General features: G+C 58.9%; 15 protein-coding genes. 11 read left to right on the top strand and 4 right to left on the bottom strand.

Annotation, left to right across the window (positions count from 1 at the left end):
• Positions 1-154: 154 nt before the first annotated feature.
• Together RHPLAN_RS03200 and RHPLAN_RS03205 are read left to right on the top strand one after the other, a co-directional pair.
• Entirely contained in the window at positions 155-448 is a 294-nt protein-coding gene (locus tag RHPLAN_RS03200; protein ID WP_068013774.1) for a GlsB/YeaQ/YmgE family stress response membrane protein, read from the top strand.
• 73 nt (positions 449-521) lie between these two features.
• The gene (locus RHPLAN_RS03205; RefSeq protein WP_068013776.1) at positions 522-1001 is read left to right on the top strand and encodes a hypothetical protein; all 480 of its coding nucleotides are present in this window, start codon (positions 522-524) and stop codon (positions 999-1001) included.
• 122 nt (positions 1002-1123) lie between these two features.
• Here the strand turns inward: RHPLAN_RS03205 and RHPLAN_RS03210 are convergent, their stop codons facing one another.
• The 3 genes from RHPLAN_RS03210 to RHPLAN_RS03220 form a co-directional block, all read right to left on the bottom strand.
• Entirely contained in the window at positions 1124-1411 is a 288-nt protein-coding gene (locus RHPLAN_RS03210; protein ID WP_068013778.1) for a hypothetical protein, read from the bottom strand.
• Positions 1412-1750: 339 nt separating this feature from the next.
• A complete protein-coding gene (locus RHPLAN_RS03215) occupies positions 1751-2020 on the bottom strand; it encodes a hypothetical protein (protein WP_068013779.1) in 270 nt (89 codons plus the stop codon).
• An 83-nt stretch (positions 2021-2103) separates the two neighbouring features.
• Positions 2104-2814, bottom strand: coding sequence for a Crp/Fnr family transcriptional regulator (locus tag RHPLAN_RS03220; RefSeq protein WP_068013781.1), 711 nt, complete (start codon positions 2812-2814; stop codon positions 2104-2106).
• Between the two features lie 188 nt (positions 2815-3002).
• Between RHPLAN_RS03220 and RHPLAN_RS03225 the strand changes: the two genes are divergently transcribed.
• The 8 genes from RHPLAN_RS03225 to RHPLAN_RS03260 all read left to right on the top strand — a co-directional run bounded on the left by RHPLAN_RS03225 (position 3003) and on the right by RHPLAN_RS03260 (position 10217).
• The gene (locus tag RHPLAN_RS03225) at positions 3003-3206 is read left to right on the top strand and encodes a cold-shock protein (RefSeq protein WP_068013783.1); all 204 of its coding nucleotides are present in this window, start codon (positions 3003-3005) and stop codon (positions 3204-3206) included.
• 349 nt (positions 3207-3555) lie between these two features.
• Entirely contained in the window at positions 3556-4428 is an 873-nt protein-coding gene (locus RHPLAN_RS03230) for a class I mannose-6-phosphate isomerase (RefSeq protein ID WP_157100029.1), read from the top strand.
• A complete protein-coding gene (locus tag RHPLAN_RS03235) occupies positions 4425-6842 on the top strand; it encodes a glycosyltransferase family 4 protein (protein WP_084244225.1) in 2418 nt (805 codons plus the stop codon). The genes RHPLAN_RS03230 and RHPLAN_RS03235 overlap by 4 nt, the downstream gene beginning before the upstream one ends.
• Positions 6751-8049: a glycoside hydrolase family 130 protein gene (locus tag RHPLAN_RS03240; protein ID WP_068013787.1), complete on the top strand. Its 1299-nt coding sequence runs from the start codon at positions 6751-6753 to the stop codon at positions 8047-8049. The genes RHPLAN_RS03235 and RHPLAN_RS03240 overlap by 92 nt, the downstream gene beginning before the upstream one ends.
• A 99-nt stretch (positions 8050-8148) precedes the next feature.
• Positions 8149-8376 (top strand): hypothetical protein, encoded by a 228-nt coding sequence (locus tag RHPLAN_RS03245; RefSeq protein ID WP_068013789.1) that lies wholly within the window; start codon positions 8149-8151, stop codon positions 8374-8376.
• A 729-nt stretch (positions 8377-9105) separates the two neighbouring features.
• Positions 9106-9414: a DUF1488 family protein gene (locus RHPLAN_RS03250; RefSeq protein ID WP_068013791.1), complete on the top strand. Its 309-nt coding sequence runs from the start codon at positions 9106-9108 to the stop codon at positions 9412-9414.
• 55 nt (positions 9415-9469) lie between these two features.
• Positions 9470-9766 carry a hypothetical protein gene (locus tag RHPLAN_RS38990; protein WP_068013793.1) on the top strand — a complete coding sequence of 99 codons (297 nt, stop codon included), beginning with the start codon at positions 9470-9472 and terminating at the stop codon, positions 9764-9766.
• Between the two features lie 7 nt (positions 9767-9773).
• On the top strand, positions 9774-10217 hold the full coding sequence (locus tag RHPLAN_RS03260; RefSeq protein WP_068013795.1) for a vWA domain-containing protein: 444 nt from the start codon (positions 9774-9776) through the stop codon (positions 10215-10217).
• Positions 10218-10339: 122 nt separating this feature from the next.
• Here RHPLAN_RS03260 and RHPLAN_RS03265 read toward each other — a convergent pair whose 3' ends face one another.
• Positions 10340-10846, bottom strand: coding sequence for a GlcG/HbpS family heme-binding protein (locus tag RHPLAN_RS03265; RefSeq protein WP_198164689.1), 507 nt, complete (start codon positions 10844-10846; stop codon positions 10340-10342).
• A 1082-nt stretch (positions 10847-11928) separates the two neighbouring features.
• On the opposite strand from RHPLAN_RS03265, the gene RHPLAN_RS03270 reads away from it, so the two are divergent.
• Complete coding sequence (locus RHPLAN_RS03270) at positions 11929-14271, top strand: coiled-coil domain-containing protein (RefSeq protein WP_157100030.1); 2343 nt, start codon at positions 11929-11931, stop codon at positions 14269-14271.
• The last annotated feature ends 11 nt before the right edge of the window (positions 14272-14282 follow it).

Consider the following 14282-nt stretch of genomic DNA (forward strand, 5'->3'; position numbering starts at 1 on the left):
TGCAGATTGCAACTGTGCAAAATCGACCATCAATAATGTTCCACGGCATCGCAACTTAGTTGATCGCCTGCGTGTTGACCCGCGATTACAACATCAACGCGTTTCTCGATGCATCGCCCGGCCGATCAGATCTCACACCCGGAGGAGGAAGCACATGCATCTCACCAGCGAAAGTCTGCTCATCGTGCTGTTGGTTGGGGTCATCGCGGGATGGCTGGCCGGCCAGATCATGCGAGGCACAGGCTTTGGTCTGATCGGTGATCTCATCATTGGAATCATTGGTGCGTTCATCGGTGGCTGGCTGCTGCCCCAACTCGGCATCCATCTCGGCGCCGGCATTGTCGGTGAAATCGTCAATGCCACGATCGGTGCAATGCTGTTGCTGTTTATCCTGAGCGTGTTGCGGGGGCGCGGCACTTTCAGCAGCTGGGGATGGGGCAGGCGTTAGTAGGTCGGTTGGCTCTGGCCGGGCGGTGCTTTGCTTGAGACGGGACAGCAATCCGTCCCCATGAGGAAACCTCGTGTTCAAGGTCAGCGCCCTCGGCTCTTACTGTGCGGGAATTGCAACGGTGGTGATCGCGCTGAGCGCCGGCTTTGCGATCGGCGTGCGTGTCGGAAGCTCGTGGGGGCCCATTGAACGTTTATCTGCCGTGGCGACAAACGAAAGCCGTTCTATGCTCACAGAAAGGCGAGAGATGGTCCAGGCCTTCGTGGCCGGATCCTCAGACGGGCAGGCTGTCGTATCCAGGGCCAAAGTCGACAAGGTCGCGGCCGTACGCAAGGACGCGGCCGAGCGGCGGAAGATAACGAGAGCGGAACGGCGAAAGAACGCCGAGCGCAACCGGCAGATCGCTTTGGCCGCGGCGAAGATGCAGGCTTCCACGAAATCGGAGGAACTGGGAGCGATCCCAAGTATCAGTTCAAACCTGAGATCTACCCCTCAAGTCAACTCCCAACCATCGTTCGGGAATGACCGGGCGCCGGGAGGCCAAGTGCCGTAGGACGGCCAGCGGCGGCAATGAGGCCCAGCCCGGGGACCGGTGAGCCTCAAGTGATCCGAAATGCGCTGACGGTTTGCGCTGCCGCCGATGTCTTCGGGGCGCGCGGGAGGGGCTTCTCGCATTTACGCCGGATGATCGCGCCGGAACTTTCGAAACTCTTTTGGTCCGTTGAGCAGCCGCCGCTTCCGGCTGTGCTGTTCTTCGGAGGATGCGAACAAATCGGCGGATCGATCGATGACTTCACTTGCCATCTCAGCTGACCTGTTCCGCCGCTTGGCCTTGCCAAGCGGTTTCGCTGCACCGGAACCGACAAAGTACGGCGTATCGCTGGCCGGGAAAGAATCGGAGAGAGCTTCGTCGATGCGTCGTTCACGACGTGCGATGGCCTGCGCCTCTTGATTGTTTTCCATCCGATTCAACCTCGTCTCGAACCGATTGGTTCCGTGAGCGCGCCTTTGACCAATGCAAATGACAGCGCTTGGGTGCATGTCCGTTTCAAACAAGCGATCGAGATTGTCGCAGCGGGCACAAGCGCGGTAGGTCGATCCGTAACCGAAAAGGCAAACAAAGATAGGCAGGACAGTGAGTTATCCCGACCTAGCCGCCGCATGATTTTCTTGGGAGTAATTGCATATCCGGCTTTTAGGGCCGTGTAGGCTCGGGGATCGTTTTCGGCGCGCACAACTTTGTCGACGCGTTTCGCTGTTCCTTGTTACTTCGCCACACCAAGGCGGATGTTGTTTGTGCGTTCAGCGCCGTATGGTTTCCGCGGTGTCTCGTCGGCCGGCGCCGCCGCTTTGCTCCGTCTCGACCACGTACCCCGCCCGACGAATCAGCCACTCGGCAATCCACACAGCAAGCGGCCACGCAAATCCGAAGGCCGACATGAATAGGATCAAGAAAGTCATCAAGCTGAGCGTCGGCCATTCATAGTCAATGACTCGACTGATCAAAAAGCCCATGAACTGTAACGACCCCGTCGAGAGAACGTAGACAATCATCAGCGTGAGAGACTGCATGCTGTTTCCGATCTTGGTTGCCCGCCTCATCGGCGAGAGCGTCTTTGCAAGCCGGACAGCGGCCGCTTGATCCTACGGCGGTGTTATATCCGCGGTGCCGCCACGACGTTGGATTTCTGGTCGTTCAGAACAACGCTCAGCAGCGAGCTGTGAATTTCGAGATGGCCGTTGTAGTCGATAAATCCCATCTGTCGAAACTTGTTCATGAAATGACTGACGCGTGAGCGCGTGGTGCCGATCATCTCCGCAAGAGTCTCCTGGCTGATCTTGGCAACGATCGGCTCCGGCCGCCCCTCTTTGCCAAAGTTCGCCAGCAGCAGCAGCACGCGGGCAAGCCGCTTCTCGGTGGAGTTGAAGAGCTGATCGACCAAGTCCTCTTCTATGCGCGCGTTTCTGGCCAAGATATGCGAAATGAACATTTTGGAGAATGTCGGCTCATCTTGAAGAACCTGAAGGATCTCGACCTTTTCCACCCGCATTGTTACGCAGTCGGTCATTGCCGTTGCCGTCGCCAGGCGCTTCGGCTGCCCGATCAGGCAGCCTTCACCCAGGAATTGGTCCGCTCCGAGGATCGCGACCACGGCTTCCTTGCCTTGCTTGGAAACGACGGTGACTTTCACTTTGCCTTTTTTGATATAGATCACTGAATCTGCGAGATCGCCTTGCGCGAAGATGACCTGCTTCTTTTGATGCGTTGAGATGATGCGGCCCTTGGCCGCCGTCTCCAGGAATTCAACAGGATCGAATCGCTGCACGCCCCTCGACTTTTGAGGGGTTCGGCTCCGCTTGGCCATCTCTGCTCCTTGCCGCAACATTAGAGCACGAATCTCGGCGGCAGACCTGTATCGAATTGCTCACTTTGTGCTGATGGTCGTGCCAACTCGCCAGCTTTGTCGGAAATCATATCAGCAGCCTGCCTATTGCGATATGGTTGGATATTCGGCGCGTCTGTCCAGGGCGCAACAACAGTGGAGTTCCGGACGTGGCGATAGGCACCGTGAAGTGGTTCAACCCGACCAAAGGATACGGCTTCGTTCAGCCCCAGAGCGGCGGAAAGGACGTGTTCGTCCATATCTCGGCCGTGGAACGAGCGGGGCTGAGCACGCTCAATGAGGGCGCAGTGATCGAATATGATATTGTCGCCAACAAGGGCAAGGAATCAGCGGAAAATATCAAAGTAAAGTAGCTCGCTGGCTGTTTGGAACGCTATAGCCCCGTCTCGCGCGGAGCTTTCTTATCAAATTTGGTGGGGCATCGGCGATGTCGAGACTGGCGTCCATTGTGCTTTCCGTTTGCGACCCCACTTGAAGAGGTACAGATGAGTCGGTGATTCATCTGAGCTATAAAGGCGATGACGTCCCGAGGTCGCCGCATCGGTCCATCGGCGATAGCGCCGTCGACAAGCACGATAGCATCGGAATTTTTTGTTTGAGGCGGATGTCGCAGGCCCCGAGGGGCCTCAGTCTGCGCGTTTGGGCGCTGCGACGTCTTGCTTCCTTAGCCGAACGATGCTCGGTCAAACTGAAACAGGGTTTATGACGATTGAGCAGGCGATCGCGCATTCACTATCCAAACCCTGGGGCGTTGCAGATCCACGTCCGTGGAGCCGCGCAGGCCGCGGCGACAATACAATCGGTGAAATTTGGTACGAACGCTCCGGCTTGGCAGCTGCTGCTCCTGCTCTGCTGTTGAAGCTGCTGTTCACCAACCAGCCCCTTTCAATCCAGGTTCACCCTGGCGATGCGTATGCGCGGTCAATCGGTTTGCCCAACGGCAAGACCGAAGCTTGGTATGTCTTGAGCGCCGCTTCGGAGGCTAAGGTTGCCCTGGGTCTGAAACGGCATCTGACCCCGCAGGAGATGCGTCAGGCCGTGGAAGACGGCTCGATTTCGGACCTCGTGGTGTGGCAGGGGGTGTGGGCTGGCGACACCGTCTTTGTTCCCGCCGGAACTATTCACGCGATCGGCGCGGGGCTCGTGATCGCAGAAATCCAGCAACGCAGCGACGCGACATTCCGGCTTTTCGATCATGGCCGCGGCCGAGCACTTCATATCGACAACGCCATCGCCGTGGCGGATGCCGGGCCGGCCGGTATTCAGGTCGCACCGTCCCGGTTGGGCCCGGGGCGGGTTCTTCTGGCTTCAAACGCTCTCTTCACGTTTGAAAAGATGGATCTGGCGCCAAAGTCGGCTTGGTGCCTGGAAGCGAAACAAGAGACTTGGGCTCTCATCATCGGCGGTGGTGCTCGAGCCGGCTCATTCAATGTTGCAATGGGTGACGCGATTTTCGCGCAATCCGATCGCGTCGACATTCGAGCAGGGGTGGTCGGCTTGTCGGGTCTACTGGCATACGCGGGCCGTTTCGACCCAGAAGTGCTGCAGTGCGTCGACAAGGAAACAATCCAATGACCCCGCTTCAGCGGGTTGCATTCATCGGGAATCATCTGCCTCGTCGCTGTGGCATCGCGACCTTCACCCATGACCTTCATCGGGCGGTTTCGCTCTATCGGCTTGATCTGGAGACCGGCGTGGTGGTGATGACGGACGCCGGTCGTATCTACGATTATCCGGTTGCCGTTCAATTTCAAATCAATGACGAAGTCATCGGCGAATATATTCAAGCCGCAGATTTTCTGAACGATGCTCGGTTTGATGTCGTTTGCCTCCAACACGAGTACGGGATCTTCGGTGGGGAGGCGGGACGGAACATCGTTGAACTTCTGTCGCGACTCGAAATGCCCGTTGTGACAACGCTTCACACGATCCTGGCCAAGCCAACATCCGTTCAGCATGAGGTCATGAGTCAGATCATCGACGCTTCGTCAAAGCTCATTGTCATGGCGGAAAAAGGCCGCGAGTTGCTTCGTTCCGTCCATAGCGTGCCGGCGCGCAAGATCGAGATCATACCGCACGGAATACCCGACTTTCCTTTTCTGGAGCCCCATCATGCCAAAGCCAAGCTCGGCTTGGCCGGAAAGACTATCCTGACATTTGGTCTGCTGTCGCCGAGCAAGGGCATCGAGACCGTGATCGATGCGATGCCGACAATCATCAAGTCCTGTCCGAGCGCGCTCTATGTTGTCCTCGGCGCAACCCATCCCAATCTTCTCCGGAATGAAGGTGAAACCTATCGCGACAGATTGATGGCCCGTGTACGGGAACTTGGTGTCGAGGAACACGTCACCTTTTGCAATCAGTTCGTCGATCAAGCGACGCTGCTAGATTACATTTCAATGTGTGACGTCTATGTCACGCCCTATCTCAATGAATTCCAGATGACATCGGGCACGCTGGCTTACAGTTTTGGGCTGGGCAAGACCGTCGTGTCGACACCGTATTGGCACGCTAAGGAACTGTTGGCCGATGGGCGCGGCATTCTGGTGCCATTTAGCGACTCTGCGGCGATCGGCCGCGAAATTTCCGGCCTTCTGACCAATAACGTCCGTAGTCTGGCGATGCGCAAACGTGCCTATGCGTCGAGCCGCTCGATGACATGGGCGCAGGTTGCGAAACGTTATGTTGCGGTTTTCGCAGACGCTCACGAAAGAGCCCTTCACGAAGCGGTACTTCCGCTCAGTTCAGTAGATGTCCCGACCAAGGTGGCGGTCGTTCCAGAGGTGAAGATCGACCATTTCCTTTCGCTCTGTGACAATACTGGGATTCTCCAACACGCCGTCTACTCGGTCGCGGACCGTTCGCACGGCTATTGTGTCGACGATAACGCTCGCGCCCTGCTGCTTTCGTGCGCATTGGCATATTCCGGCGACGCACAACTCCTGTCCGAGATCAACACCGCGCGTTTTGCAGCCTTCGTTCAACACGCTTGGAATCCGGCTTCACGCCGGTTCCGGAATTTCATGAGCTACGATCGCCGGTGGCTGGAAGAGGCGGGCTCGGAGGACAGCCATGGTCGGACGCTGTGGGCGCTCGCCGAATGCGCTCGAGCGGATAGCGATCCGTCTCGCCGTGTCTGGGCTGCGGCACTTTTCAAGACCGCGCTTCCTGCTGTCGAGGAATTCTCATCGCCGCGAGCCTGGGCGTTCTCGCTGCTCGGATTGAACGCCTATTGCGCGCTGGCGGCTGGAGATCTTTTCGCCAACGGCATGCGCAAGCTGTTGGCCGACAGGCTGATGGCCTTGTTCGTTGCGAACCAGCACGACGATTGGCTCTGGTTTGAAAACGTTCTTGCCTACGACAATGCGCGCCTGCCGCACGCGTTGATTCAAACGGGACTGGCGACCAATACGGCCCCATATGTAGCGACCGGCCTCCGGTCGCTCGGGTGGCTGATGTCCTTTCAGACCGCGTCGTCGGGAAGCTTCCGGCCGGTTGGTTCCAAAAGCTTCGGCAAAATACGCCAAAAGCCTGATGCGTTCGATCAGCAGCCGGTCGAGGCAGCCGCGACGATTGCCGCCTGCCTCGCAGCGGAACGCGTGAATGGTGATGAAGAGTGGAGCCAAGCCGCGATGCGTGCGTTCGCCTGGTTTCTGGGAGAGAACGACCTGCATATGGCCCTGATCGATCCCAGCACGGGAAGTTGTTCGGATGGGCTTCATCCGGACCGTTCCAATGAGAACAAGGGCGCAGAATCAGTATTGTCGTATCTGCTTGCTCTCGTTGAGATACGACAGTTCGTTGCCACTTCCTCAGTGGTCCGGACCAAGCCCGCGTCAAAATTATCATCGAATGGCAACGGAGCGGGTCTGCCTCGATTGCCCCCAGGGAGCATCTTTGTCCCAATCCAAATTCCTGAACCGGCAGAGCCTCTACCTGCGTCCGGACCCGGCCAGGGTCGTCGTCAGGCCCTTCAAACCGGCGACTGAGCCGAGAGATCTCAATCCGACCGACAAGGTCCGCGCCAATCATATTGTCGACCGGGTGCTTCGGCTCGATCCCGAGGCCTCGGCGCAACAATTGCGCGAGGTACTGGAAAACTTTGAAGGTCGTCACAGGAACTTGCTCGATGTATTCGAAGCGCGGGCCGCAGAAATGGAGGATGCGCTCGAACCGCACGAACCATTGAACAAGACGAAGCGCTGCCTGATTGGAGCCTATTTTCTCAACGAATATTCATTTGAGGCATCGGCCCTGTTCAATCCAAGCATCGTCCGACATCCCGACCAGACTGGCGCGCCCGAGAATGGCTGCCGATTTATCTTGAGCTTGCGCGCCGTCGGCGAGGGACACGTTTCATCGTTGACCTTTCGATCCGGTTTCATCGCTGCAGACGGCAGCATCACTGTCGATCCGACCGCTCGTCTGGCTTCTACCCCGAAAATCCGAAGCGGGACGCCTGCCGCTGCTGGCGGTGAGGTCGAAGTGGTATTCCGTCCGGAAGAAGAATTGAGTGAACGTGTGATCTTTCCGGTCACCAGTTCGCAATCAAACGGCATCGAGGACGCGCGGTTCGTCGAATTCAACGACGCTGGGCAGAAAACCTTCTATGCCACGTACACGGCATACAGCGGCAGAGTGATTCGGTCGGAGCTGCTGACCACAACAGACTTCCAATCGTTCAGAATGACGCCGCTCAGGGGCTCGGCAGCGGGCAACAAGGGCATGGCTTTGTTTCCCCGCAAAATCGATGGCCGCTACGCCATGATCGCCCGGCAGGACAACGAGAATCTTTATCTGGTCTACTCCGACGATCTTTATTCATGGGAGGGTGGTCAGTCTTTTCTGCGACCCGAATATCCATGGGAGTTTGTTCAGATCGGAAATTGCGGCTCGCCGATCGAGTTGGACGACTGTTGGCTGCTGCTGATCCACGGCGTCGGGCCAGTCAGGAAATATTCGATCGGTGCGGTTCTCTTGGACAAGAACGATCCATCCAAGATCCTGGCGCGTTCGCGCGAGCCGTTGGTTCGCCCCGAGCCTACAGAGCGCGAGGGCTATGTTCCCAACGTGGTCTACACTTGCGGCGCCATGCGTCATCGCGATCAGATCATCCTGCCGTATGCGATATCCGACACATATTCCAATTTTGCGACGATCAAGATCCAAGCGTTGATGCAAGCGGTTGCTGGTTAGTCCGCCCAACGCGATAGTGCTGGGTGTCGTCGACCGAAACGGTTCGTTTCATTCAGGAGCACGTGAGACAGTTCCTCTGTCGAGAAAGAACAAAGCAGTATGACGAAAACATTCGACTGGGATCACTTCGCGGAGCGGCACAAGCCGGAATGGACTGCCTGGCTTAAAGCCAATCACGGCAAACCGGTGACAGAGGCCGAATACATAGAGGCGTATCGAGCGCAGCGAAGCGCCGACACCCGCCCAAACAAAGCCGTGCGGTATGCGACCGCCAAGTTACGTTCGGCCTATCGAAATCTGCAGGAGGATTTTGGCTTCTTTGTTTGACGCAGCGAGATCGCGTCTCGGCCGCGCGGCTCAGCCTTTGCGCCGCGGCTCGTATCCTGAAAATAATGGAGTACGCTATGTACAAACCGTGGCCTCGATGTCCCAAATGCACAAGTCCGATGACGCTCACTCGACAGCGAACCGATGCCCAAGACGAGAAAGTGCCTTCGCCGGGTCCATTCGAGTGTCGATCGTGCAATTTGTCGGTCGGTGATGTGAATCCCCGCCCCGACAACGCTTAGCCAGCACGGGCGTCTCGACGCGCATTGTGTGCCAAACCGCACAGAATCTCGGCATCGCGATCGGCTACAGCTTTCCAGCTGCACCGGTGCGTTTGTCGTCCGCTTCGTATGACAGGCGGGCCTAAGGGCATTTAACCTCTGAAAGCGAGTCATGCGATGACGCCTGCATCCGTTTATTGCTCGATCTGTGGAAAGAAAATGAAATTCGAAGGCGTGGTCCCGCGCGCCGGATTTGCTGACGTCGTGCCCCTGTTCTCATGCGAATGCGGACATACCCAGCTGAGTGAGGGCGACCGGGAAACACTGCGAAGCTAGTGACGCAATCGTGCGCGCGTCAAAACGGCACGCCGACCGGATGGGAAGCGCAGTCGCAAAGAAATGAAAGCGGATATCCGACGGCTGCGAACGCGACCAAGCCGACGCAACGCTCAAATCTCAGTTTGTTAATCGGCGCGCCACTGAAAATCCTCCACTACGGAGAACTGTAATGCGTTTGACGCGAGGAGATCTGCTGGGTTACGACGTCGACCGAATGGTTGTTCAATTCACGATGCTCCATCAGGATCGAATCATCCAATGCGCGATCAGCAGCGCGGCAATGGATGCTCTCGAAGGTGGCGGCGAGGTGAAATCGGATCAGCGCGTAGCGCAATTTGCGCGCCTGCGGGACGTAATCGAAGAGCGGACCGAGCGCCGATTCTTTGAAAATGTTCCTACTACCGATCGCCCGGTGATCTTACGTTCGAACGACTTCTACGGTTTGGGCACAGTCAGGGCCCGGCCACTGCATGACTGATCCGATGCTAACGCCCACCCTTCTGGTCCTGGCCGGCCGCCATCGTGCCGCCTAAGTGGAAAATCTGCTCGAAGAAGCGCTGGAAGAGAAGAAAACAGAAGCCGCGTTTATGATCAATCTGTCGGCCTCTATGCAAGAGAACGACCGTTACAAGCTGGGCTTTATGCTTGCTGATCGCTTTAGCGAGCTTTTAACCCGCGGCGATATTCCAAGCGAAATCATTGGCCATACGACGATCGGCAAAGATGTCAGGAACGTTGTCGGGCGCAACCGCGCGATGCTTTACCTGCTCTTCAAGAGCGCAACGAGCGTACTCGATCCACGCACGGAAACGTCTATGTTGCCTGCTTGACACTGCGATGCATCTCCAAAGTTACGATGGTGAGGCTTTGCTGAAGGTTTATAGGCGGCTTTTGAAAAGTCCGGCCCGGCATAAGCTGCTTTTCGTTGGAACCGATGGCGGCTTCAGCGGAATGTATATGAGCAGGCGTGGCCAACCGGATCGCTACATCACCACCGACTACTTCCGCGATGTCGTTGCGCTTATTGAGAGGGAGAAGAAGGTTGAGCTTATCGGTGTGCCGCTGATGGCTGATGTGGATGGCGTTTTCAAACGCTTTGTCCGCCTGGATTCCATGCAAGATATTTATACGAAGCTCAGCCCCACGATTTTAGACCTGCTGCGTAGCTTTAACCGGGGTGAGGGCGAGGCTGCCCGCGACCGGCAGGCGCGCATGGTTGCGCATCGCCGGGCCAGGATTCCGGATAGGGACGTCAAGCAACTCGCCGAGCTCATAACCTGAAGTTCGGCGCTTCAAATCCAACTCCCGCAACCAACTTAAATGACTGAAGTTATATGATAATTGAGAGCCGCCCCCCGGCCGGAGGGACTTCGGATGTTCGGCCGCCCGGCAATTCTGACGGCCTATTTCAACTGATCGGCTACTTTGGCGACGCCGGCCGCAGCGCAGTCCTCGTCGTTCTGGCCGCCCGGCGCGCCACTCACGCCGACACTGCCAATCGTATCGTCACCGACTTTGATCGGTACGCCGCCGAGCGAGGCCAGCACTCCCTTGGTGTCTTTGAGCCCTTGCGAGCGCGGATTACTGATGATGCGGTCAACAAACTGCCCCGTTGTCTGACGGAAAATGCGGGCGGTGTAGGCTTTGCGCTCGGCCAATTCGATAACGTGGTGAGCAGTTCCATCGTCGCGAATCGATATCAGCACATGCGCTCCACGGTCCACGACAGACACACCGACCTTGAAGTTCTGAGCGCGGCAATGGTCCAGTGCTGCCTGTGCGATCTGCTTGGCCAGCTGGAGCGACAAGTCGCGCACCATGACAACGCCCTGCGGCGGCTCGGCGTGCGCGGGCTGTAAGAGTGCAACGGTGGCAATAAGATACGCGGCAGCGGTCGAACTTGAACGCATGATGCAGTCCTTCATAGCGCGGGGCTGAAACGATACCGCCCACCATGTGATTCAGTATAGCTCTCAGTGTGTTCTGTCTGCATCAAGCCAGGCAGCTGCTTTGGTGCAATCCGCCACCGCCCAGGATCGCACGGAAACTCGGTTGAGACGAAGCACCGCGCCCATGACGGCCGCCTGACGACTCCAGCAATGCTCGTGGACAATGGCAGCCCGATCGATTGCACGGGCAGCCTCCTGCCACTTCCGGCAAGCAGCGCACGCGGCATCCTTTGCTTGCGCTCTTGGTGATAGCCGCAACTGTGGTTCGTCTTCGCCCTCGCAGGGGCTAGATCGTCCGATGGTTGCCAAGCTCGGCGCGGAGAGCGATCGTGTTTTTGGTTGCCGGGTCGGATTGTGTTCGTTTCAATATCCGCCTGCGCCAAAACTCAAGAGATCACCATGCATCGCGTCATCGTCGCTACTTGTACCATCACCCTGTGGGTCGGAAGCGCACAGGCGCAGGTCGTGCCAGGAGACTCTCCGAATATGGGCATCGGTGCTGCGGTGTCGAGTTCACGCTCGCGACCGCTGTTGGGAATATCCAGCCCATCGAGCCAGTACCGGGCCAGCGACGACAGTAGCTCTGGTAAAAAGGGTGCTGCCAACGCGGCCGGCCGGAAGCCAGCGAACGACCCGTGGGCTAGCATAAGGCCAACGCCAGGAGCCTCGGCACCAGACAGGCACCGTGTTGAGTAGCCGCGTAATCAGAGTTCCGGCGGGGCAAGGTAGCTGCCTGAATGGGTCGAATGGTTCTCTGGTTTACCGTGCAGGATAATGGCTTACTGTGGAGAAGGTTGGGTCCCAGTTCCTCTCGCTCCGCCAATCCCCTCGACTTGTTTCTACACGATCCAGCGGTGCGGCGATTTAACCGTTGGTGTTTGCACATTTATCGATCAGACCTCAATATTGGTCCGAGGGCGGGTGGGTCCGGATCGGTTTTCTGACCGCCATTTTCTCCGGACCTCAGTACTTGTAAGCTGGACTTTGCAACCTGTGCGAATGGTCTGCTTGTTGGCAGCCACTTGAGGACGGGAGGGCATTGCTTGGAAAGAACTCACAGGCCGGGCAGCGGGCGTTCCCACAAGACAGACGGCGACAAGGTTTGGCTTCGTTCGCTACGAACGGCGTGGTTTGCCGCCGCCTTGACTGTATGTCCCACAGTCGCGATCCCCGACGATCTGCCCACGTTAGGTCCCGACATTGAGCGCGAGCTTCGCATCGGCAAGCTGCAGCGGCAGCTCGACGTCGCCGCCGGCAAGATCACGCCGGAGCAGGCGCTCCAAGCAACCGAAACCGACCGGATTAACGCACTGACGGCCGAAGTGGACCGGCTGCGCAAGACGACCGGAAACCTGCGCACCGCGCAGACAGAAGACGTCGATCGACTGCGTCAACTTTTGACGGAGCTCCGCCCGCTTGAGGTCGCGGCCGGAAAGAAATCGCCGCAGCAGGCCGAGCAGGCGGCGCTTGAAGACCGGCTGGCATTGCTGCGCGGCGAGCAGAACGCCCTGCGCAACGCACCCGGCCAAAGTTCTACCAAGGGCGGGGGCGACCGCGAGCTGAAGATTGCCGACTTGCAGCGGCAGATCGACGTTGCCACCGGCAAGATCACGCCGGCGCAGGCGGACGCCCAGAAAATTCAAGCGCTGACGGCCGAGGTGGAGCGGGTGCGCAAGGCGGTCGACAGCCCACGCACCGCCAGCATGGAAGAGGTCAACCGGCTGCGGCAGCTCCAGGTCGAGCTTCGTCAGCTCGAGGTCGCCGCCGGACAGAAGACGCCGCAACAGGCCGAGCAGGCTGCGGCGGACGATCGGCTGGCGCTGCTGCGTGCCGAGCAGAACGCCCTGCGTGCCGGCCCGGCTCGCGGTGCCAAGGAACGCGATCCGGATGTTGAGTTCAAGATCAAGGACCTGCAACGGCAGATCGACGTCGCCACCGGCAAGACGACGGCGGAGCAGGCACGTCAGGCGGGCGAGGCGGATCGGGTCAACATGCTGACGGCCGACGTGGAACGGCTGCGCAGGGCGACCGCGTCGCGAACCGCAAATATGGACGATGTCAAACGGTTGGGGGAGCTGTCGGCCGAACTCCGTCAGCTTCAGGTGGCCACGGGAAAGATGACGCCGCAGCAGGCCGAGCAGGCAGCGCTTGATGATCGTGTTGCGCTGCTGCGTGCCGAGCAGAACGCCCTGCGCAACCAGCCCGGTCAAAGCCCCACCAAACGTGGCGGCGACCTCGAGCTGAAGATCGCCGACTTGCAGCGGCAGATCGACGTTGCCACCGGCAGGATCACGCCGGCGCAGGCCGAGGCGCAGAAAATTCAAGCGCTGACGGCCGAGGCGGAGCGGATGCGCAAGGACATCGGCACTCCGCGTTCCGCGAGCATGGAAGAAGTGAATCGGCTGCGGGAGCTCCTGGTCGAGCTTCGTCAGCTCGAAGTCGCCGCCGGGCGGATGACGCCGCAGCAGGCCGAGCAGGCGGCACAAGAGGATCGTGTGACGCTGCTGCGCGGCGAGCTGAACGCCGTGCGCAATGAGGCCAGTCGGCGCGGTGAAACAGAGCGCGGCCCGGAGCAAGAGCTGAAGATGAAAGAACTTCAGCTGCAGATTGACGCCGCCACCGGCAAGATCACAGCGGCCCAGGCGCAGACCGAAAAGATCAAGGCGCTGATGGCCGAGGTGGAACGGCTTCGCAAGGAAACCGGCAGCACGCGCACCGCCGACCTCGCAGAGGTCGATCGGCTGCGGGAACTCCTGGCTGAGCTCCGTCAGCTCCAGGTGGCCGCCGGACAGATGACCTCGCAGCAGGCCGAACAGGCAGCGCAAGAGGACCGGACTGCGCTGGCGGGCGCCGAACTGAACGCCTTGCTCAGAGAGCGCGGCAACCGCAAGGGCGCCGACTCGAAAGTCCTGATCGGAAAGCTGCCTCCCAACTTCAAACCTCCGGGCGGGCCGTTAAGAAATCCGTCCGAGACTTCCCCGAAGACGCAGGCCGGTTCACCCGGCAGCGCCGGAAGCAGCGGTTACAACACGGTTCGTAATCCTGCGATGGACCGTCTGAGCGGCGACGGCATGGGTGGGGGATTCGTCAACAACAGCAGCAACAACTCCCGCGGACCTGCGATTGGCCGCCGTGCGCCGGCGGGCGGCAGCGGCGTCAGCACCTCGCGTTCGGAAGGAAGCAGCGGGATCAGCACGGTCAAGCCGTCCGCTCCTGTCGGCAGCAGCGGCATCAACACGTCGCGGTCGATGGGCAGCAGCGGCTTCAACACGATCAACTCGCAGTCGGGCAGTGCCCCGGCAAGGTCGAGCGGGCCTGACCGTATCCTCGATTACGGTGGATGTGCGGGGTGCGGCAAGCAGGATACGTTCAGGCAGCCGCGATAAAGTTCGGCTTG

Source organism: Rhodoplanes sp. Z2-YC6860, from assembly GCF_001579845.1.
Classification (GTDB): Bacteria; Pseudomonadota; Alphaproteobacteria; order Rhizobiales; family Xanthobacteraceae; genus Z2-YC6860.